The 21,494-nt window shown below is 35.0% G+C and carries 20 protein-coding genes and 1 pseudogene; 10 read left to right on the plus strand and 11 right to left on the minus strand.

The window, feature by feature from the left end; translation table 11 throughout:
* Positions 1 to 323: 323 nt before the first annotated feature.
* From AC23MB_RS01290 to AC23MB_RS01310, 5 genes and pseudogenes are all read left to right on the plus strand, one after another.
* Positions 324 to 872: a HutD family protein gene (locus AC23MB_RS01290; protein ID WP_313027387.1), complete on the plus strand. Its 549-nt coding sequence runs from the start codon at positions 324 to 326 to the stop codon at positions 870 to 872.
* A 124-nt stretch (positions 873 to 996) separates the two neighbouring features.
* Positions 997 to 1,269: a hypothetical protein gene (locus AC23MB_RS01295; RefSeq protein WP_312324214.1), complete on the plus strand. Its 273-nt coding sequence runs from the start codon at positions 997 to 999 to the stop codon at positions 1,267 to 1,269.
* Between the two features lie 103 nt (positions 1,270 to 1,372).
* A pseudogene (locus tag AC23MB_RS01300) lies at positions 1,373 to 1,522 on the plus strand (DUF4260 family protein); the annotation flags it as partial.
* Between the two features lie 263 nt (positions 1,523 to 1,785).
* Entirely contained in the window at positions 1,786 to 2,871 is a 1,086-nt protein-coding gene (gene prfA, locus AC23MB_RS01305; RefSeq protein WP_079666401.1) for a peptide chain release factor 1, read from the plus strand.
* A gap of 102 nt (positions 2,872 to 2,973) precedes the next feature.
* Positions 2,974 to 3,657, plus strand: a complete 684-nt coding sequence (locus tag AC23MB_RS01310; protein WP_487786335.1) for a hypothetical protein — start codon at positions 2,974 to 2,976, stop codon at positions 3,655 to 3,657.
* 21 nt (positions 3,658 to 3,678) lie between these two features.
* Here the strand turns inward: AC23MB_RS01310 and AC23MB_RS01315 are convergent, their stop codons facing one another.
* From AC23MB_RS01315 to mutL, 4 genes are read right to left on the minus strand one after another with little or no spacing between them, the layout of a single operon-like run.
* Entirely contained in the window at positions 3,679 to 4,050 is a 372-nt protein-coding gene (locus tag AC23MB_RS01315) for a hypothetical protein (protein WP_487786336.1), read from the minus strand.
* Positions 4,051 to 4,054: 4 nt separating this feature from the next.
* Positions 4,055 to 5,035 (minus strand): endonuclease/exonuclease/phosphatase family protein, encoded by a 981-nt coding sequence (locus tag AC23MB_RS01320; protein WP_487786337.1) that lies wholly within the window; start codon positions 5,033 to 5,035, stop codon positions 4,055 to 4,057.
* Positions 5,035 to 5,787 carry a rhomboid family intramembrane serine protease gene (locus tag AC23MB_RS01325; RefSeq protein ID WP_487786338.1) on the minus strand — a complete coding sequence of 251 codons (753 nt, stop codon included), beginning with the start codon at positions 5,785 to 5,787 and terminating at the stop codon, positions 5,035 to 5,037. Before AC23MB_RS01325 ends, AC23MB_RS01320 begins: the two co-directional genes overlap by 1 nt.
* 3 nt (positions 5,788 to 5,790) lie before the next feature.
* Positions 5,791 to 7,584 (minus strand): DNA mismatch repair endonuclease MutL, encoded by a 1,794-nt coding sequence (gene mutL, locus AC23MB_RS01330; RefSeq protein WP_487786339.1) that lies wholly within the window; start codon positions 7,582 to 7,584, stop codon positions 5,791 to 5,793.
* A gap of 147 nt (positions 7,585 to 7,731) precedes the next feature.
* Between mutL and AC23MB_RS01335 the strand changes: the two genes are divergently transcribed.
* A complete protein-coding gene (locus AC23MB_RS01335; protein WP_487786340.1) occupies positions 7,732 to 8,823 on the plus strand; it encodes an acyltransferase family protein in 1,092 nt (363 codons plus the stop codon).
* Positions 8,824 to 8,852: 29 nt separating this feature from the next.
* Here AC23MB_RS01335 and AC23MB_RS01340 read toward each other — a convergent pair whose 3' ends face one another.
* Entirely contained in the window at positions 8,853 to 9,089 is a 237-nt protein-coding gene (locus AC23MB_RS01340) for a hypothetical protein (RefSeq protein WP_079666407.1), read from the minus strand.
* Positions 9,090 to 9,205: 116 nt separating this feature from the next.
* Positions 9,206 to 10,066, minus strand: coding sequence for a DUF4846 domain-containing protein (locus tag AC23MB_RS01345; RefSeq protein ID WP_487786341.1), 861 nt, complete (start codon positions 10,064 to 10,066; stop codon positions 9,206 to 9,208).
* Between the two features lie 66 nt (positions 10,067 to 10,132).
* Between AC23MB_RS01345 and AC23MB_RS01350 the strand changes: the two genes are divergently transcribed.
* The 3 genes from AC23MB_RS01350 to tnaA all read left to right on the plus strand — a co-directional run bounded on the left by AC23MB_RS01350 (position 10,133) and on the right by tnaA (position 12,797).
* Positions 10,133 to 10,711, plus strand: a complete 579-nt coding sequence (locus tag AC23MB_RS01350; protein WP_374329943.1) for a MiaE family protein — start codon at positions 10,133 to 10,135, stop codon at positions 10,709 to 10,711.
* A 1-nt stretch (position 10,712) separates the two neighbouring features.
* Positions 10,713 to 11,327: a DUF502 domain-containing protein gene (locus tag AC23MB_RS01355; protein ID WP_487786342.1), complete on the plus strand. Its 615-nt coding sequence runs from the start codon at positions 10,713 to 10,715 to the stop codon at positions 11,325 to 11,327.
* Between the two features lie 93 nt (positions 11,328 to 11,420).
* Positions 11,421 to 12,797, plus strand: a complete 1,377-nt coding sequence (tnaA, locus tag AC23MB_RS01360) for a tryptophanase TnaA (protein ID WP_487786343.1) — start codon at positions 11,421 to 11,423, stop codon at positions 12,795 to 12,797.
* Positions 12,798 to 12,840: 43 nt separating this feature from the next.
* Here the strand turns inward: tnaA and porW are convergent, their stop codons facing one another.
* From porW to AC23MB_RS01385, 5 genes are all read right to left on the minus strand, one after another.
* Positions 12,841 to 15,384 carry a type IX secretion system periplasmic lipoprotein PorW/SprE gene (gene porW, locus AC23MB_RS01365; protein WP_487786344.1) on the minus strand — a complete coding sequence of 848 codons (2,544 nt, stop codon included), beginning with the start codon at positions 15,382 to 15,384 and terminating at the stop codon, positions 12,841 to 12,843.
* An 85-nt stretch (positions 15,385 to 15,469) separates the two neighbouring features.
* Positions 15,470 to 16,048: a Maf family nucleotide pyrophosphatase gene (locus tag AC23MB_RS01370; protein WP_312323290.1), complete on the minus strand. Its 579-nt coding sequence runs from the start codon at positions 16,046 to 16,048 to the stop codon at positions 15,470 to 15,472.
* Between the two features lies 1 nt (position 16,049).
* Complete coding sequence (locus AC23MB_RS01375) at positions 16,050 to 16,571, minus strand: KdsC family phosphatase (RefSeq protein ID WP_312323288.1); 522 nt, start codon at positions 16,569 to 16,571, stop codon at positions 16,050 to 16,052.
* A gap of 66 nt (positions 16,572 to 16,637) precedes the next feature.
* Complete coding sequence (locus AC23MB_RS01380) at positions 16,638 to 17,528, minus strand: GLPGLI family protein (protein WP_487786345.1); 891 nt, start codon at positions 17,526 to 17,528, stop codon at positions 16,638 to 16,640.
* Between the two features lie 96 nt (positions 17,529 to 17,624).
* Positions 17,625 to 20,312: a hypothetical protein gene (locus AC23MB_RS01385; protein WP_487786346.1), complete on the minus strand. Its 2,688-nt coding sequence runs from the start codon at positions 20,310 to 20,312 to the stop codon at positions 17,625 to 17,627.
* 227 nt (positions 20,313 to 20,539) lie between these two features.
* Here AC23MB_RS01385 and AC23MB_RS01390 point away from each other — a divergent pair, with 227 nt between their 5' ends.
* Positions 20,540 to 21,424 (plus strand): cupin-like domain-containing protein, encoded by an 885-nt coding sequence (locus AC23MB_RS01390; protein ID WP_312323283.1) that lies wholly within the window; start codon positions 20,540 to 20,542, stop codon positions 21,422 to 21,424.
* Positions 21,425 to 21,494 lie beyond the last annotated feature (70 nt).

Raw genomic sequence — 21,494 nt, forward strand, 5'->3', positions numbered from 1 at the left:
ATAAAACGGTTGTAAATAAGAATTTTGCAACCGTTTTTTTAATTAAAAATGTGAAAATATCCTTAATTTAACTTGAGTTCGGGATAAGAAAACTAACGTCCCTTCGAGTAGATTTTGCAAAAATCGTATAGAGAACTTGTCTTATAAACTTCTCTATGCACTTCGCTCCGCTGCTTTACTCGAAGTGACGAGGGTTTAATACTATTTGAAGAAGAATAATAACCTCCGTCAGTTCGAGTAGTGTTTTCGAAATAAAATGAAGAAAATGCGTATCGAGAACTATCATTGTTACAATTTTTATAATTAAATCTAAACATTCTCCAATGAAATACACTAAAATCTCAAAACATCATATTTCTCCTTCGATTTGGGATGGCGGAAAAACTTTCGAGTATTTTATTTACCCACACGAAACAAAGTATGCAAATAAAGATTTTTTGTTTCGAATAAGTGCTGCTTCTATAGAAAAAGAACCTTCAATTTTCACTCGTTTTGAAAATTTTCAACGTTTTTTGGTGATGTTAGACAATGATTTAAAGATCAGAAGAAACGATAAAATAGAGCATTATTCCCAACAAGATGTTTTTGTATTCGACTCTAACGATGAGATTATTTCGCACAGTTTGGGTAAAGATTTTAATGTAATGGTTTCGAAATCTATCACGTTTTCAGCCGTCGACATCTTAACCGAATTTAGTAATTCTATTGCGGATTTTATCTTTGTTTTTGCAAAAGTAGAAACCGAAATTCAATTAAATAATCGAAAAATAACATTAAAAAAAGACGATTTATTGGTGATAGAAAATCTAAGTCAACAAGAAATAAGCGTAAAAAGTCAACAAAATATCATTTGTACTTTCATTAAAATCTAATGTTTATTATCATGTTAATTATTCAACAGTTTTTATATTGAAAAATTCTAAATTAAAAAACATGCATAAAACCTTTGCTAGAAAAAGAAAAAGTTCTATTTTTGCCTAATAAAATATTATAGACATGATGTTATCAGCATTTTGGCCGTTTTACCAGTTTTTGTGGACTATTTATTTCTTCACAATGTTTTTAGCTGGATTTTGGTGTATTTTTATGTTCGCAACTTATATTGTACCACTTTGGTTAACAGAGGGTGTTGCTGAGTATTTTGGAAAAATCAACAAAAACTTTGATCCAGAAAAAGTACGTTACCAAAAACTATACGAGCAAGAAGGTGTAGAGGTTATCTACCAAAGACCTGCTGGTGAGAAGCCTGTGGCGCACGGTCATCACTAATAGTTGGCAATTTCTGTTTTGGGAATTGCACTCAAAGCGAAACAACATATATTGAAAAGCTTTTCGGATAAATCCGAAAAGCTTTTTTGCTTTATTGTGAAATTTGTTGGAACATTCTGCTTTTGATAGAATTGTTGGTTATGGATTAAAATATGAAGATAGTTTCCAGAATACGCATTTGGGGAGAATGGGGAAGGATAAGAAATATTTTTTTTTAAAGGATTTCGATGCCAAGCTTTTTTGTTTTTATTAAAATGAAGACATATACTCGTCTAAAAATAGATTTTATTTTGAAGTAGAATTATTTGCGGTTAATAGTGCCTGTGAGGGAGAAGCGCATTGTTGGAGCTCTTTATTGTGGTGGGTTCGACTAAGCTTGGGCGCCACAAGAAAAGCGACTGCGCGTAGACCGACCCGTTTGTTTTTGTAAGGTTTTAGAGTCGGCAAAACAAAAGGGACACAGCCAAAAAAATAATTCGCTGAAAATTCGTATTTTTGCATTCTTAAAATTACACGATGTCAAAATCTCTTATTCCAAAACTGGAAGCGATAAAACAACGATATAACGAAGTTGCTGATCTGATCATCCAACCGGATGTTATCAACGACCAAAAAAGATATTCTACTCTTAACAAAGAATACAGCGATTTGGGAAAAATTGTTGTTGTCTACGATCAATACAAAGGCGCTTTGGATGCTATTGAAGAGTCTGACGAAATCATTGCTGATGGTTCGGACAAAGATTTGGTGGACTTAGCAAAAATGGAAAAACAAGAGGCTATCGACAAAATTCCTGCGTTGGAAGAGGAGTTGAAAGTTCTTTTAATCCCGAAAGATCCTGCAGATGACAAAAACGTTATCGTGGAATTACGTGCCGGAACTGGTGGTGATGAAGCGGCGATTTTTGTGGAAGATATCTACAGAATGTACACGATGTATTTTAAAACCAAAGGTTGGAGACATGAAGTGACGGATTCTAACGAAGCTGCGAAAGGCTACAAAGAATTGATAATGAAGGTTGAAGGCGACGGCGTGTATGGTGTGATGAAATTCGAGTCTGGTGTGCATCGCGTACAACGTGTTCCCGAAACAGAATCTCAGGGTCGTGTGCATACTTCAGCGATTACGATTGCCGTTTTACCAGAAGCCGAAGAAGTTGATTTTGAATTAAATCCTGCTGATATCGAAATGCAAACGTCGCGTTCAGGTGGTGCTGGAGGTCAGAACGTTAACAAGGTTGAAACTAAAGTTCAGTTAACGCACAAGCCATCTGGGTTGGTTGTTGTTTGTCAACAAGCTCGTTCTCAGCTTGCTAACCGCGAATTGGCGATGGAAATGCTTCGTACAAAATTGTATGACATCGAGTTGCAAAAAGTGCAAGGTGATATTGCAGCGCAAAGAAAGTCGATGGTATCAACTGGTGACCGTTCTGCAAAGATCAAAACTTACAATTATCCGCAAGGTCGTGTGACGGATCACAGAATTAACAAGTCAATTTACAACCTTGACTCATACATGAATGGCGATATCGGCGAAATGATTGATGCGGTTATCATGGCTGAAAATGCTGAGAAAATGAAAGGCGAAGAAGAAGGAATGTAATTGATTTCTTTTAAACTATATAAAGCTCTGGACAAATCGTTCGGAGCTTTTTTGTTTTTAATTGGAATTTTATTTTTAATTTAATGCTTGAGAAAACACATTATGAAGTATTTTAAAATTTCGTTTATTCTTGTCGCTCTGTTTTCTGCACAAGTGATTTTTGCTCAAGAAGAAGTTAAAAAACCAGATGAGGTTTTCGGCTTGTATTTTCGTGCAATGATGAATATGAATGATGGCGCCATCGCAGAACTTAATGATTATCTACGACCAACAAGCAAAGGAAGCGATGTCTATGGAAATCTAAGTAAAAAAGCTGTTGTCGAAGAAGTTAAAGCTAGCACTGATAAGTTTATAGATGCTAATTTTTCTAAAGATATTTCAGAATCTGTGAAAGCTTCGGTAGGAGAATTTTTTATGGCGATGTTTCAGAATCTTTGGGATTCATCATATAAAATAAAGCAAGTAAAATTGGTGGAAAATCCTTTTATTAAAGGTGATAAAATTGCAGAAGTCTTTTATACGTTTAGTTTTAAAAAACCAAATATTAGTTTACAAGAATCGCTTAATGCTTATCAAAATAAAACGACTAAATCATTAACTGAAAAAGAGGTTAATAAAATCTTTAAAACATTGACTGAAGCTTATAGAACACAAGCTGTCGAAATTAAAGTCGATCAAAAAGTAAATCTTTATCAAAGAAAATTCGACTCTAAATTATATTACATTGGAGATAATATTTCTAAAACAATGACCGGAACTTTAAAGGACATTTATTTAGGAAATTAGATAACTTCCGCAATTTTTAAGTTAATTAGCAATTGGTGGCGGAGGTGTCAAAGTTTGCGAAGATTCCTCTTTGGACTTTTCTTTAGCTTTTTCGGTTTCAGTCTTTTTTGCTTTCTCCTTCTCGTCGGCTTTCTTTTTTTCTTCCTCTTTTTTCTTTTTTTCGAGATCTTTAATTTGGGTTTCCAATTCTTTCTTTTTGGCCTCAGCAGCGCTATCTTTAACGACAATTACCTTTGGTGCCATATTAGCTGGCGTTGCTCCAGGTGCGAAAGAATCAATCGCAATGGTGTCATAATCTAACTTCTCGGGAATTTCTACACTGGCGTTGACATCAGCTTTTTTTGAACATGATGTTAAAACAATTGCGCCTATGATAATTAGATATTTTGTCATCGTTTTATTGGATTTTAAAACTTGCTAAAACTGGAAAATGATCCGAAATATGAACACTTCTGTCAACACGATAATTTAAAGCTTTTATCGATTCTGACGTGAAGATGTGGTCAATTTTTATTGGAAATTTAAATTCATGAAAGCTTGTTCCACTTCCGCTTCCTGCTTCCACAAAAGCGTCTTTTAGGTTTTTTGAAGCCAAATAATATTCGTAAGAATTAGGAACCGCGTTAAAGTCACCAGCAAAAATAACAGGATAAGGTGATTTGTCAACCGCTGTCATCGTGTTTTGCATTTGGATTTGATGTTCCTTAAAAATAGGAAGCATTTTCTTGACTAAACCTTTTGCTTTCGCTTCGTTTTCGTCCATGGAGTTGGCTGGTATAACCATTTGTTTATCAATCTGAAAAGGCTCCATGTAGATGTTAACAAAACGTATCATTTTTCCTTTAATATTAATATCAGTATAAAAACTATTGCCTATATCAACTTGCGTTTTTATGTCTTCAAATTTTTCAATAGGAAATTTTGAATAACATTGAATATGTGGAAATTGCTGAAGTTTGTGAGGATATTTTGTCAGATTAAATTCAATTGACGCTTCTTGTAGGAGAACAATATCAGGATCTTTTTCAGAAATGTAGTTTTCAATTTCTTCTTTACCCATCGTGCCATTTCTTACATTAAAGCTCATCAACGTGAAATCAGCTTTGTCTTTTTTCTCTGGCGAATAATTAATCCATCGACGCGTTGGCGTAATAAATAAAATCGAAATTACTAAAAATAAAATAACTCTTTTCTTAAATAAAATAATCCAATAGATACAAAGTAAAATATTCAAAATCATTAAGATAGGAAAACCTAAAGACAACAAGTTCAATAATGAAATTTGGCTTGGCGATATCCAATTATTAAGCAACATCGCCATTAGCAAGCTTGCAATAACTAAATGTCCTATCGTTAAAATGAAATTAAAAACCTTCATTATCCACCAATAATGTTATTGTGTTTTTTCCAATTTCTGATGTAGAGATAGCCAACTAATGCGCCACCAATATGTGCAAAATGCGCTACATTATCCCAACTAAATTGTCCTACACCTAAGAATACCGAAATCAAAATAATGATTGGTAAAAGATATTTTGCTTTGATTGGCGCTGGGATAAACATGAACATCAATTTCGCATTTGGGAATAATGTCGAGAATGCTGCAACAACACCAAAAATCGCGCCCGAAGCACCTACCATTGGCGTTCGTAAGATGTTGAACAAAGACTGCGCTTTCTCTTGGACTTCTGGATTCGAAGACGTAAAAGGCATATCACCAACGTAGCCGATTGTTGCGTATTTATAGATTTCGTTAATATTATAATCGTTTTCTTTTAAAAATTGTGTAATTCTAAAAACCTCGACAAGATTGATAATGTTGTAAAGTGCAAAACCTCCGATACCCGCTAAAAAATATAAAATTGTAAATTTTTTACCTCCTAAAACTTGTTCTAAAACAGGTCCAAAACTCAATAAAGTTAACATGTTAAATGCAATGTGCATAATGCTTCCGTGCATAAACATGTGCGTAATAATTTGCCAAGAACGGAAATTAGGTGACAACGGAAAATAACCTGCTAGCCATTGGTCAATTTGATAACCGTAGCTGCCAGCAAGATAAACCAAGATAAAAACAGCAACATTAATAATGATGATGTTTTTGGTTATAGGCGTAATATTTTGAAACATATTTTAAAATTTATTTTTAAAATCATCGAAAGGTATTTCCTCGAAACACTTCTTGCCAGAAGCCGTGTATTGTGGAAAGCCCAAGTCGATAAAATCTTTTATAAGTTGTTCTACTTCAGTTTTATAAATAAAATCGAATTTAGATTTGCTATGCACTTTTAACCATTGATCTTGGTAAAAACTCATGAACTCATCTTCTGTTCTGTAATCCAAAATCTCAAATATTTTTTCTAAAAATCCAGCAACCGCAGATTCCTTAAGTCCTTCTGGCACTGCGTTGATTCTTAACACATTATCGTGTGCAATAACCATGTCAAATCCCAGTGATGGCAAATATTTTTTAATCGATTTGTATTTGTTTTTTTCAATTTCGTTAAGGTGATATTCAATCGAAAAGAGAAGATGTTGCCCGTTTTTATTTGGCTTAAACTCTTTCTGCTGCGATTGCAAAATCACACGATGTATTCTTCCCAAATCGAGCATCAAAGTTTTTCCATCTTTGTTAAACAGCCAATAGCCGTTTGGAAGTCGGAAAAGATCTTCCTCCAAATCGTCGTCGTCCTCAAAAAGATTAATTTTCGAAGGTTCTGCAGTTGGCACATCGGCATTGTACATTTCTGACAGATTAAAACTTTCTATCGCCGAAGGTTTTTCAGAAGTAAATGGATTAAAACTTCGATCAACTTTTACAGCTTTCGAAAATGAAGATCCGCCACTACTGCTAGTTTCGATGTTAGCTTTGCTCGGTTGCGGTTGGAAGAAAGCGTCCATCGCAGGATCTCTATCAAAATCCAAACTTGGCGCAATGTTATAAATTCCTAAAGCTTTTTTAATTGTTGAACGTAGAAGTGCAAAAATTAAAGCTTCGTCCTCGAATTTTACTTCTGTTTTTTGAGGATGAATATTAACGTCAATTTTCTCTGGATCAAGCTCTAAATACAAGAAAAAACTCGGGATATAACCTGGCTGCAAAAGTCCATCAAAGGCTTCTTGCACCGCTTTGCTCAAATAAGGACTGCGGAAATATCTTCCATTAACGAAGAAAAATTGTTCGCCGCGGGTTTTTTTGGCGCCTTCTGGTTTTGCAACAAATCCGTTAAGTGTTACCCAACCCAAATCTTCTTTAATAGGGATTAAAAGCGGTTGGATTTTTCTTCCGAAAACTTCCACTATACGTTGCATTTGTCCACCTTTTCTCAATCGGAAAATAGGTTCGTCGTTGTGGAACATTTCGAACTCAACATTTTCGTGAGCTAAAGCCACACGCTGGAATTCGTCGATGATGTGACGAAATTCTATATTGTCGTTTTTCAAAAACTTGCGTCGCGCAGGCACATTGAAAAACAAATTTTTAATTAAAAAGTTAGAACCTTCCAAAGTTTGCACAGGTTCCTGAAACTGCAATTCGCCACCTTCGATGTATATATTAGTCCCAACAGAAGCTTCGGCCTTTTTAGTTTTTAATTCCACCTGAGCAACAGCAGCAATCGAGGCTAAAGCTTCGCCACGAAAACCTTTGGTTGCGATTTTAAAAATATCTTCGGTGCTTTTAATTTTGGAAGTCGCATGACGTTCGAACGCCAATCTTGCATCGGTGTCGGACATGCCAACGCCGTTATCAACAACCTGAATCAGATTTTTTCCAGCATTACGAACTATAAGTTCTACCTTGCTAGCGCCAGCGTCTATTGCATTCTCCATCAATTCTTTAACAATGGATGCAGGACGTTGGACAACTTCTCCAGCAGCAATTTGGTTGGCAACGTGATCGGGTAAAAGTTGTATAATATCTGACATATTTCTTATTAACCCCCAAAAATACGGATAAGTATCGAGGCTCAAAAATTAAATGTTTGTGAAAATGTCTTAATAAAAGCTAATTCTGTTGTATATTGTTGTCAAAATTTTAGTAAAATTTTATCCTTTAATTATTTGATAATCTGAATGAAAAGAGATTTATATATTGATTTTGCAAAAGGTTTTGCAACGCTTTCTGTAATTTTTATCCACACCGTTTTTTGGTCAGGACAATTTTATGTGCCGACGGAAGTGCGTGTGATGTCTTTGTTTTTTGATGTAATTTTGTTTTACGCCCTTAGCGGAATAACTTCTGGTAATAACATCGAAAAGACTTTTTATCGATTGTTGAAATTGCAGGTCACGTATATGATTTTTGTGACTTTTCTTTTTGTTTTAGATTATTTATTCAAAGTTTTTGGCTTGACATTTTTTTCGATGGATTGGCTTAAATCTTTCTATTCGACCTTTGGCGGGAAGTATGTTCCACAGAATATTTCAGTGGAACCACAATGGCAAAATCTAGGAAATTGGTATCTCCATCAATATTCTAATGCTGATACTTTCCCTGTGGTGATGGGAAGTTTTTGGTATCTTAAAGTTTATTATATTTTGACGGTTTTTGGGGTTTTAGTTCTTAAATTTTTCCCCAAACATATCAACTGGTTTATCGGGCTTTGTATTGCTTTAACCTTGATATTCAATTTGTTTCCGCAATATTATCCAAATGGACAAGTTGGTTATGTTGCGTTTTACTTTGCTGTGTTTTTAATTGCACATCAGATGCGTGGGAAAAAAATCCCGACCAAGATGATTCCTGTTTTGTATGGACTTGTTGCGATGGCTTTGGTCGGAATGTTTTGGTATTATGGAACAGAAATTTTTTACAAGCTTAATAAAAATAAATTCCCGCCGAAATTACCATATATTATTTGGACGCTTTTTGCAGTTGTCACCTTGTTTGTTGGTTATAATCGTTTGAAAATTAACAAGAAAAACTTCTTGACGTATATCGGAAATAATGCAATTTTCTTTTATTTTTCGCAAGGGATAAGTTCTTCTTTAATTTACTTTATTGTTGTGCCTTTCAAAGATGATGTTAATTGGATTTTACTTTTAATTCCAGTTTATATTATCAATGTTGTACTTGCGGTTATCATTGCAGAAGGCCTTAAAAAAGTAGATGCTTTTGGCTGGAAAATTTTAAATGTTTTGCGAAAAAAAACCGCTTCTAGTTAAGAAACGGTTATGTTTTTTAGTGTTAATATTTAGTTTTTGCTTCCGCCACCTCGCATAATAAGCGCGATAATAATGATAAGTACAACGCCACCAATAATGAGATAAGTTGGGTTGGTGTACCATTCGCCAGCGCCACCTCCTTTGTTGGTGTTAATGTCAACAGTTAAATCTGCGCCTTTGTCTTGAGCAAAGATAAGTCCTGTGCTAAAGAAAGATAAAAGCATAATCAGAACGCTTTTAAGTCTTGTTGATAAGTTGCTTTCCATAATTTTGATTTTGTTATGTTGATGTATTGTGTTAAATGTTTTTCAAATTCACAATTATTGTACCAAAATTATATTTAGTTCGTAAATGTATTGATGGTTTTTTATAAACTTAAATTTTAAAAATGTTTAATAACAGCGTTTTTAAAATGATATCTCGGCGTTGGAATATTGTCACTAACTTTTAGATCAAACCAAGGATTTCCGTTTTCAGAAAGAATATGTATCGATTGTGTTGGCGTATAACCTTCGATCAAAGCATAACGTTTTTGGGCGCCGTTTTCGATTTTGTCAACAACCAGCACAACGTGACCAGGGCTTCCTGGCGTGATAATCAAATCACCGATTTCAAATTCTTCTTTGTTGGAATCCAATTTTAAATCTCGTGCCAGAGAAATTGTCCCTGCATAAGTGTAAATAATATCCAAGTATTTTCTAAATTCTTGATAATTATTCAATTGATTTGTGTTTGCAGATTGAGAAAACCTCACCGAATTTCCGTTAATAATTGGGCGAATACCTTTCGCATAAGATTCCCAAGCGTAATTATCACCACTTGTAAATCGAAAATGGATGTCGCTATATTTTTCATTTTTAAATAGATACTCAGCGCGAAGTCTTATCAACGCATCAGCGCATTGTTGCAAATCGGTTGTCCCTATGTCATAAGTCAAAATCCCAACATGATGCTTTTGGTCCGATATTTCGGAGCCATCATATTTAAGAATTGGTTTTCCAAAACCCTGCAGTTTTAGATTTTGTAGAAAATTTTCCCAAGAATTTGCTGGCGTTTCCACTCTTTTAAAATCAGAAATCGGAAGAAGTCTATCTTTTAAAATATTGGCTTTTGGATTGATTAATGTGATGTTTTCAGTTTTAAGTTCTGGAGAATTGAGTGTAGGTTTTTCTATAATTTTTTCTTGTTTATTACAAGCAATTACGACAAGACTTAGAATTATTAATTTAAAAATTTTCATCATTCCTGAATTTGTATTAAAAATAAAGGAAATGCGCTTAAAATTCTTATTTTTACGAAAAAAATTGAAATGTTTAGGTTAAAGCTACTTACGGATCCGCGTTGGGCAAATATTGCAGAAGGCAATTTGGAAGAAATATTAACTGACCACGCTTGGTGCGAACAAAAAGCAGCCACTAACGCGATTGGATTGATTACGATGCTGCCAGAATATCCCGAAATTGTTACCGAACTTTTGGCGATTGCACAAGAAGAGTTGGATCACTTCAACCAAGTTCACGAGATTATCAAAGAACGTGGCGGCGTTTTGGGACGACCAAGAAAAGACGATTATGTAAATGATTTAATCAAATTTATTGTGCAAGGAAGTCGCGAAGATTTAATTGTTGACAAAATGCTTTTTGCAGCGATGATTGAAGCTAGAAGTTGCGAACGTTTCAAAGTTTTAACAGAAAATATTAAAGATGAAAAGCTAAAAAAATTCTATCACGAGTTGATGGTTTCGGAAGCGAATCATTATACAACTTTCATTGGATTTGCGCGTCAATTGGGCGATCCAGAAAAAGTAAACCAACGCTGGGAAGAGTGGCTAGACTACGAGTCCCAAATTATCCGTTCGTACGGAAATAAAGAAACCATCCACGGATAATATGAAGAGAGGATTCAACGACTATATAGGATTAGCGTTCCGAAATTTTTTACAAGGACTTGTTATTATCGGACCTTTGGCGGTTACGGCGTGGATCATTTGGTACATTGTATTTAGTATCGATAACATTATCCCGTCTGTATCCGAGAAGTTTCCAGGATTGGTTTTTGTTGTGGTTATTGCTGCGACGACGCTTATCGGTTATTTTGGAAACAAATTTATCATCGGTCGAATTATTGTTGATAGTGTTGACTACATCCTCGAACATACGCCCGGCATCAAATTTATCTACACGTCTCTTAAAGATGTGATGGGTTCTTTTGTAGGTGATAAAAAGAAATTCAATGTTCCTGTTTGGGTCAAAACCAATGAGAATCCAGAAGTTTGGCGTATCGGATTTTTAACTCAAAACGATATGTCAGCTGTTAAAATGGATGGGATGATTGCGGTATATCTTCCGCATTCTTACGCCGTTTCGGGTTGGGTTATTGTCACTAAATTTAGTAATATAAAAGAGGTTGATGGTATGAGCGCTGCCGAAGCAATGAAGTTTGCGGTAAGTGGCGGTGTTGCTGGCTTCCATAGCGATGACAATGTTTTCAAAGCGCCAGAATGATGTTTGATTTTTAAATACGAAAAACACTTTAGGTTAAAGACACTTTTGACTTAGAAGAAATCAATTTTTAAAAATCTACAAAACATTATCTATATGAAATTACCTTATGCAGAGCCATTTAGAATTAAAATGGTTGAAAATATCCAGCAATCTACAAAAGAACAAAGAGAACAATGGCTAAAAGAGGCTGACTATAATTTATTCAATCTAAAGTCTTCACAAGTATTTATTGATCTATTAACTGATAGCGGAACTGGCGCAATGTCTGACCAACAATGGGCAGCTTTGATGACTGGTGACGAAAGTTATGCAGGTTCTCGCTCGTTCCAAGAATTGCAATCGACTGTTGAAAGAATTACAGGATTTCCTTATCTATTGCCAACACACCAAGGTCGTGCAGCGGAAAATGTATTGTTTTCAGTTTTAGTAAAAGAAGGCGATGTTGTGCCGGGTAATTCGCATTTTGATACCACTAAAGGTCATATCGAATTCCGTAAAGCGCACGCTGTCGATTGTACAATTGATGAAGCTTTTGATATTAACGATCTTTATCCTTTCAAAGGAAATATCGATCTTATCAAACTTGAAGAAGTTTATAAATCTCATCCAAAAGAAAATATTCCATTTTGTTTAGTTACCGTGACTTGTAATTCTTCTGGTGGTCAACCTGTATCTTTAGAAAACATAAAAGCGGTTAGAGAATTGTCGAATAAATATGGGATTCCAGTTTATTTTGACTCAGCGAGATTTGCAGAAAACGCTTATTTTATTCAACAAAGAGAAGAGGGTGAAAAGGAGAGAAGCATTAAAGAAATTTGTAAAGAAATGTTCTCTTACGGCGACGGTATGACGATGTCATCAAAGAAAGATGGTTTGGTTAATATTGGTGGATTTATCGCACTTAACAACCAAGAAGTTTTTGAAAAAGCTTCTAATTTCACGATTATCTACGAAGGCTTCATTACTTATGGTGGAATGGCGGGAAGAGATATGGCTGCTTTGGCAGTTGGTCTGGACGAGGCGACAGTAAGTGCTTATCTTGAAAGTAGAATTTCACAAGTTGAATATCTTGGAAATAAATTAATAGAATACGGTGTACCTGTACAAAAGCCAATTGGTGGACATGCAGTTTTTGTTGACGCGCTAAGTTTCTTACCAAATATTTCTCGTGAAGAATTTCCTGCGCAAACTTTAGGTCTTGAACTTTATATTGAAGCTGGCATTCGTGGTGTAGAAATCGGAACTTTATTAGCCGATCGTGATCCAGACACACGTGAAAATCGTTACCCAAAACTAGAGCTTCTTCGTTTAGCAATTCCGAGAAGGACTTATACTAACAATCACATGGATTATATCGCAGCGGCTGTTAGAAATGTCTATGAGCGTAGAAACGAGATCACCAAAGGTTACAAAATCGTGAAAGAACCAGCGATTTTAAGACACTTTACTGTGAAGCTAGATAAAGCTTAAACATAGTAAAAAAAACCGACACTCAGCTGAGTGTCGGTTTTTTTTATTTTTCACTTTTTAATTGTTGAATAGAAGCGTCTGCAGCATCAGGAGAAATCGCTTGCATTTTAGGCTTTGGTGGGCCTTCTGTTTGATTTATTCCTGGTCGTCCTGGTCTTGGAGTAGCTTCTATACTTCTCATTTTGATAGATTTTTCCTCGTCAGGATTTGGTGCATTATTGACTTTCTGAGGTTCGGTTGGGGCAATCTTTTTACCTTCGCCGTCTGTCATTTCAAGTTTAATATCACTTTTCAAATACTTAAGAAGTTGCTTTGCTTTGTCGCCTTCCATAGTATTGGCATAGTTAAGAACAATCTGCTCAAGCTGAAGAATCATGATTTCTTTACCAGCAGATTTTCCAGCGTTATAAGCATTTAATAAATATAACTTCGGAACTAGGGCGTCTTTCTTGTTCTCGTCAATGGTTTTAAGAATTAATTCTGAAGAGGCTTGGTATTTTCCTTCATCATAAAGTTTGTAAGCTTCTTCATATTTTTTCTGAACATCTTCCGACGACTTGTTGAAGTTTTTATCACGAGGATTTTTTACAAACTCTGCATACGAAGTGTACGGATATTTCTCTAAAATCATAGTTTTTGCACGTTCTTCAGCACCAGGATTTTTTTCATAATTAATAACAAATGCTTGATAAAGTGCTTTCAGTTCTGTGTCTTCGTCAGGTTGCCCATCTACAAGGTCATAAAGTGTTTTAGTCGCTAATTTAGAATTGCTAAAGAAGTTCTCAAACATAATTCCTAAACCAAGACTTGCGGTATCTCTTTCTTTTTTAAGCTTTGCAATATCCGAAGAATTGCTCGGTATTTTTTCTGTATAGAAACTTGGTTCAAAACGACGAGGATCGGGCGCAGTAGTTACACCTAAAGCTTCGTTTTTAAGATCTTCTATCGTTTGAGATTTTGCGGAGTAACGCCAGTTGTCAGCTAATGTTCTGTTGCCCCAGATCTGTTTAAAGTTAGTCTCTCCACGTGGGATATTGTTGGTATTTGCGAAGTAGAATGTACTTTTGTTATCACCAGCCATATTGATGGCTCCGAAAGTCCCAGCGCCAGAGTTAGCGAACATCGAGTTAGCATTGTAATCGCCAGTGTCAAAACCTTTAGATCGCTCAGCTCTTTTTCTTTCGATTTCTTCTGCGGCTTCTTTCGCTTTCAACTTATCAATATGCTTTGCAAAATAGGCTTCTTGTTGCTCTTTAGACATTTTTGTAAGTGCAAGAATACTATCATTTTTCTTTATTAAATAATAGTTTTTCGAAAGCTTTTTAATATTGGTTGTAAGTTCTGTGAGACGTGCTTTTTCTGGTGCGTAAGTCATAACCGCCAACGCACTATCGTAATAAGCGCCCGCTGTCAAATAATCGTCTTGTGCAAAATATTTTTTTCCAATTTCTGAAAATGCTAAACCTCTGATTTGTGGATCCGATACTTTTGCCGAAATCGATTTTCTAAACAAAGAATCTGCATCTTTATCTTGCTTTGCATTAAGCGCCAAAAGTCCCATGGCATAATACAATTCGTTTTTACGGGAAGCGTAAGTTCCTTTTTTAGCTATTTTTTCTAGATAAGCTAAAGCCTCGTCATAATTGTCGTTGGTATTATCGAATGTTTTAGCAATTTGGATTTGCGTTTTAACCTCGAATTCGAAATCATAAGCGTATTTATAAGCCGTTGTGAAAGATTCTCTAGCTTCTTGCTTTTTACCCAATTCTGCCAAGATTTGTCCACGTAGATAAGCAATTCTACTTCTTGTTTTTCTAACTTTATTATACTCAAACGCTTCTTCTAACTCGGTTACAGCATCATTTTTTTTGCCCCATTTTAGTAACATTTCTGAGTAGAAAATACTTAAAGTTCGTTTTTCTTCTTTGTTAAGTTTTTCATCCTTAAGCTCTACGAAAAGTCGATCTGCTTTTTCATAGTCTTTTATTTTAGCATAGATTTCGGCTTGATAAATTCTTGCAGTATTAATGCGTTTATGTTTTGGCATATTATTGAAAATATAATTCAAAGCATCCAAAGCTTCGTGATTTTTGCCTTGGTACATTCGTGATTTTGCCAATAACATATAAGCGTCAAACATATACGAATTTTTCTCTACACCGTTAACAAGAACTGAGTTTTTAGAAATCGTTTTTAATGCTTTGGCTTCTGCAATTTGTAAAATTGAAGCTCCTTTTCCAGAAGTACTAGGTCGCGATGGACCTCCTCCCATTGTAGAATTTGCATTAGGCGAAGCAGGACCTTTGTTGCCGCTCATGTTGGTCATCGGATTTCCTGCACCAAAGTTAGAAACTTCCGTTGCGACATCTTCAGTAGTAAGTATTGGAATATAAGCTTCGTAAAAGTTGTCTTTAAAACTTTTAGTACGATTTTGCATTTCTGTATTGAAGGCTTCTTTACTATTAAACATCGTGTTATAATAGGTAGAAAAGCGATTCATCGGGCCACTCTTCGTCTTCTTTTTACGAGGTGTACATCCAACAACAACAACAAAAATAGAAAGTATAATAAAGGCGAATTTTCTCATTTAAGTAGATAACTTGCTAAAAGGCAATTTATTATTTAAAACATTAATTTTTGTAAAAATAATCTTTTTCTTTTTAAAAACGAATTTATATCGAGAATCCTTCAACACGAAAGTATTTTGACAGATATTTATACACCAAATGTGTCGGAAGTCCCATAATGCTATAATAGCTACCGTTGATGTTTTCGATTTTGCTCATCCCCAGCCATTCTTGTATGCCGTAACTACCAGCTTTGTCAAAAGGTTTGTATTTTTCGATATAATAATTGATCTCGTCATCTGAGATAATTTGCATTGTTACATTGGCGCAATCGGTTTCTGTTATTAAATTATCAAGCGTTTTAATACAAATCGAAGTATAGACTTGGTGCGTTTTTCCTGATAATTTTTTTAACATTTCAAAGGCTTCATCAGCATTTTTCGGTTTTAAAAGGATTTCGTTTTCCAAAGCGACAATCGTGTCCGAAGTCAAAAGGATTTCGTTTTTTTTTAAATCTTTATAAGCTTTAGCTTTTGTTTTGGCTACAAAGCCAGCAATATTTTTTGTTGCTAAATCTTCGGGATAAGACTCATCGCAGTTAATTTTTACAACTTCGAAAGGAAAATTTAATGATGCTAAAAGTTCTTGACGACGTGGCGATGCCGAAGCTAATAATAACTTCATTTTAAGTTGATTTGGTGTCATCTTCTAGATTCCAACGATCTTGAATTTTCATAACTTGTTCGATAACATCACGTACTGCGCCTTTTCCACCTTCGATGGGCGAAATATAATCTGCAATGTCTTTAACTTCTGGTACGGCGTTGGCTGGTGCTGCTGCAATCGCCACTTGTTTCATAATGCCAATATCTGGAATGTCGTCGCCCATCATCAAAACTTTGGAATCGTCAATTTGATATTTTAGTTTAAAATCTGTATAATCCGACACTTTATGAGCTGACTTTGCATAATAATCTTTAATCCCTAAATAGTCGATGCGATGGCGCACCATAGGATCATCTCCGCCTGTGATAACCGCAATTTTGTAACCTGCTTTTATCGCTTTTACAACAGCATAACCGTCTAGCACATTCATAACGCGAGACATGTTTTTGTCAGGAAGAAGATAGACGCTGCCGTCTGTGAAAACGCCGTCCACATCGAATACAAAAGCGCGTATATTTTTTAGTTTTTCTAAATAGCTCATAATAAAAAATCCCTTGTTGATAAGGGATTATAAATGTAATAAATATTAGTGAATTTTGAAATCAATTTATGGGAACAAAGTCAATTCGAGCGGATTATTGTCATTTTTGAAAGCTTCCTTTTGACTTTTTTCCATGGCGCGAATAATTTCGTTGGGATCGCTGATGTCTTTTCCGTTCATGTTCAGTTTCATTTTCACGTTACCTTGTGACAAAGTTTGGCGCATATCTTTTACAGGATCGTTCTTGTACTCTTTCCAAAGTTGGATGAATTTTGCTTCTGTCACATCAATTGGTTTGTCATTGCTGCCACCGATAATAACCATTGTTCTGCCGTTAGCATCGTTTGCACTTTCTTTGATTTCGACATCATCAAATTTTTTAATGCCTAAAAACTTGTAAGCATGTGTTCCCGTTGCATCTTGCATTTCTAAAATTAAACCCGGAAGTCCCGAAAATTTGTAAGGTCCATCTTGGAAAGGTAATTCTTGTGTGAACCAAGCTGTCCATTGTCTTCCCCCAAATTCTGTCGTTGCTTTTTGAGCTGTGAATTTGTCAATTTTTTTGGTTTCAGGATCGATTTTCCAAACGATAGCTTTTTCGTTTTTTATCGCGTAATTATTTCTGTTGATTGGCATTTTAAGAACGATGTTGTAATCGGGATAAGATTTGGTAACATTATATTTTACCATGCCAGGGTTGGTGCCTTTAAAGTTGGTGTTAATCGTTCCGGACGCACGCATTTGTTTAAAATATTGATCGCGAAGCGAATCAGCAACAAACTGTTTTTGGCTGTAAAATTTGCTGCCATCTTTTCGAATATCAAGAAAGACAGTTTCTTTTTTTATCGTATCTTTTTGATTAATGTTTGGCGCAAATTCATACTCATAGGCGATGCGTGTGCCTTGTCCAAAAATGGAAATGCTAAGAAGTAATAAAAGTAGATTTAAATGCTTCATGACTAAAAAATTAGTTATACGAATGTAGAAAATATTTCGCAATGTTTCAGCGAAATATTTTTTTATTGAGAAATTATTTGATTCTTTTTTTGAATTTTATTTAAAATTAAATTTAACAGTAAACATAAACTGACTTGGTCGGATGTACATTTGGTTAGTTGAGATCAAGCTTTGTGCAACGTCAACACTTACCGTTTCATAAACTTTTCGGTTTACAATGTTTAACCATTTTAGCTCGAAATCGATTTTCTTTTTAACCCAAGTGTATTGATAAGACACGTCAAAGAAAGAGTTTCGGAAATTAGTGCCTTTTACTTTTGTTGTCAAATCATCCCAAAAGAACCCAAAAGTGTGATTTTCGCTAGGGTAGATGTAAGTGCTAAGATTGTGATTCCAGCCAGAAGTTTTCACATCGATATTGTCTGTTGTGTTCCTACTTTTTGACCAATTAAAACCTATATTGTAATCAACACTCAACCAACTGAAATAAGCATTATTAAATTTAATTCCTAAATTTTGTCGGTTAGAATCTGTTTCGCGTAGATCATTAAAAAATGAAAACGAATTAGAACCTGTATTGCTAGCTGAGACCGATAAGTTCATTTTATATTTAGGGAAATACTTTCCAATTTCTGCGCTTTCGGTTTGACTTTTAGACGTGTTGTCCATTGTTTCCAACACCAACTCATTCGTAAAACCATTGGTGTTATAAGATTCTATAATGTTTCTCTTGTTGGTCGAATAATTATATCTAACATTGAAGAACAAATTGTTAAGTGGATTTCGGTATTCTAATCGTGATCCAATGCTTCTAGTTAAATATTCTGGCATTTCGATGTTGTCCGCACTACGAACTCTAAGACTTGTTGGGCTTGTCAGCATCTTGCCGCCATACAAGAATCCAAAGTTTCCGAAATCGTAATTTTGGTTAGCAAAAGCCCAAAGTTTGAAGAATGAAGCAAACTCATAATTTGCAAATAATGTCGGCTCAAAAACCGTTTTGCTTCGGTCAAGATATTTGTTGCGGATATTATCTCTATATGTAATGCCGTAGAAATTAACAGGCAAAGTCATATTAAGATTAAAATTTTGGGATTTGAAATTAACGCCCAATTGTGTGTAAGGTTGGATTTCGTTCCAATCAACATCGTTAAGCATATCGCTTCCAAGAAAGTGATTGGTGCCACCAACTTCCCCATTGATCGCAGAATTTAAGTTATTAAAATTCATATTTAAACCCACTTCCGGCGTGAAAGTCCATTTTTTGTAGCTAAATCCTACCGACACCGAATGATCAACTTCTAAGGTTTTTGAAGTCGCATATTGGTTGATCTTACTATAATTTCCGAATCCAAAGTCAATAAGATAACTTCCTGGATTAATGCTCATCGTTTGTCTATCTTTTTGATATTTAACATAACTCATCACATTGAAAAGCTTTTCCTTCCAAGGCACAATCGTGCTTAACGAGTTTTGGAAAATACCACTCGGCGAGTTAAGATCTTCTTGTGCGATTCTACGATCCGTTTGTATGTATTTGTCAACATCGGCACGATCATCGTTCCAGAAACTATTCCAAGTCGTTGTATTTTTAAAGAAGCCTTTTTTTGCATTTTTAGTAAAGATTAATTCACCTTTTGCAGCATTGTCATAGAAATTGTTTTTTGTACTAGAAATGTACGTTCCGCCTGTTGGTACTGCTGTACTGCCAATATCGTAAACGTCAACTTTGTATTCTTCGCGTTTTATGCTATTATTGGTATAGGATGCGTTGGCTTTTAATTCCCATTCTTTATTTTTGAAAGGGCTTGTCAACAAATTAGCTGAAAAGAAATGTACATTGTTTAGCAAATATCTTTTTTCTCCAATATTTGGTGTGCTAGCAGATTCTACATTGGTCCAAGATTTTTGTGATGCTTGCGATCGACGACCTTCCCAACGAGATCCAAAAGAAAGCATGTTGCCTTCATTCTCTACAGATTCGCCATTATTATTCGCTTTATAGTTAACGACCCACTGGTTTTTCTGCCCAAAAAACATAGGCGTTAATTTAACATTCCAAAGGAAAGGACTAAAGCCTGCGCCAACCTCGCCACGACCTGTCATCGTCACCGATTTTTTTAGTTTAATGTTAAGCGCAGCGTTCTCTGATGGGACTTTATCTTGTAAAATTTTAACTGGCTGATGATTTTCTAAGACTTCAACTTTAGCAACAGCATCTTTTGGAAGTGAATTGTTAATTGTTCCGTAACCACCTTCCATTAAGTCTTTTCCGTTAACGTAAAATTTGTTAATCGGTTCACCTTGATAAAGTACAGTACCATCTTTGTTGACTTCGATACCTGGCATTTTTTTCAAAACGTCAGCAAGGCTACGGTCGGCTTTGTTTTCGAAAGCTTTGATGTCGTAAGAAATCGTGTCACCTTTTTTGGTGATTAACTTAGTTTTAATTTTTACTTCTTCAATTTCGGTTGTTTCACCAGCTAATGAGAAGTTTTGAGTTTGGTCAGTATTTTTGATCGTTTTGCTTTGCGTTTTTTGATTAAAAGCTTTAACCTTTAAAATCACATCGCTTTCTGATGAGGTGAAAATAATCTTGTATTCACCTTTAGAATTGGATATTGCATAAGCTAGAATTGCGTTTTTGCCAGGTTCCTCAATAGTTACACTGGCGCTTGGTAATGCTTTTCCGTTAGAGTCGGTAATGTTGCCGCTAATTGTTTTTTGAGCTAAAACAATTATTGAACAACAAAATACCAAAATAAAACTGAGTAGATTTTTCATATAGTTACTGTATCACTAAACAATTAGTAGAAGTTTGTTTTTTTTGTTACAGTTGTTTGAGAAATATTTTGATGAAAAGTTAAATCTTTGTCAATTTTGTTAGTGTTAATCGGCAATTGCAGATTTTAATAGATAAAATAATTTAGAATCATTATAATTAAAAACTATTTTTTTTGACCACACTCCACAAAAAATTAATAATTTTGTAACATATTAAGTTAAGCAAAATGGGAATCATTCTGAAACCGATTGATGTTGTTGATGACATTACGAAAGAGGAGTTCGAAAATAAATACCTTAAAACCCGTACACCGGTGGTTATCAAGAATATGGCTAGAAAATGGCCAGCTTACCAAAAGTGGACGATGGACTATATGAAGCAGGCTGTAGGTGATGTTGAGGTGCCTTTGTATGACAGTTCTAAAGCTGATCCAGCAGCGCCAATTAACGCTTCCGCAGCAAAAATGAAGTTTGGTGATTATATCGATTTGATACAAAGAGAGCCAACAGATCTTAGAATTTTCTTATTTGATCCGATTAAAAGCGCTCCAAAATTATTAGATGATTACATTTCTCCTAAAGAATTAATGGGTGGGTTTTTGGATAAATATCCTAATATGTTCTTTGGTGGAAAGGGTTCTGTAACGTTTTTACATTATGATATCGATATGGCGCACATCTTCCACACACATTTTAATGGAAGAAAACATATCATGCTTTTCGATTATAAGTGGAAAGATAGATTGTATCAAATTCCTTACGCAACTTATGCTTTGGAAGATTATGATATCGAAAATCCAGATTTCAAAAACTTCCCAGCTTTGGATGGCGTTGAGGGTATCGAATGTTTTTTAGAGCATGGTGACACATTGTTTATGCCAACTGGTTGGTGGCATTGGATGAAATATTTGGACGGAAGTTTCTCAATTTCGTTAAGAGCTTGGGATAAATCGTGGGGCGTAAAGGCTCATTCGCTGTGGAATCTTACTGTGCAAAGAACGTTTGACAACTTTATGAAGAAAAACTTCAAAATTAGATATATGACTTGGAAAGAGAAAAAAGCCGTAGAAAGAGCAAATTATGCTTTGAAACGCGGACTTCCAAGAAAGTAATTTGATTTAAATTTAAAATAAAAAAGCCCAATTCATTCGAGTTGGGCTTTTATATTTTTACTTTTTATAG

The organism is Soonwooa sp. T0.1_25, assembly GCF_057652215.1.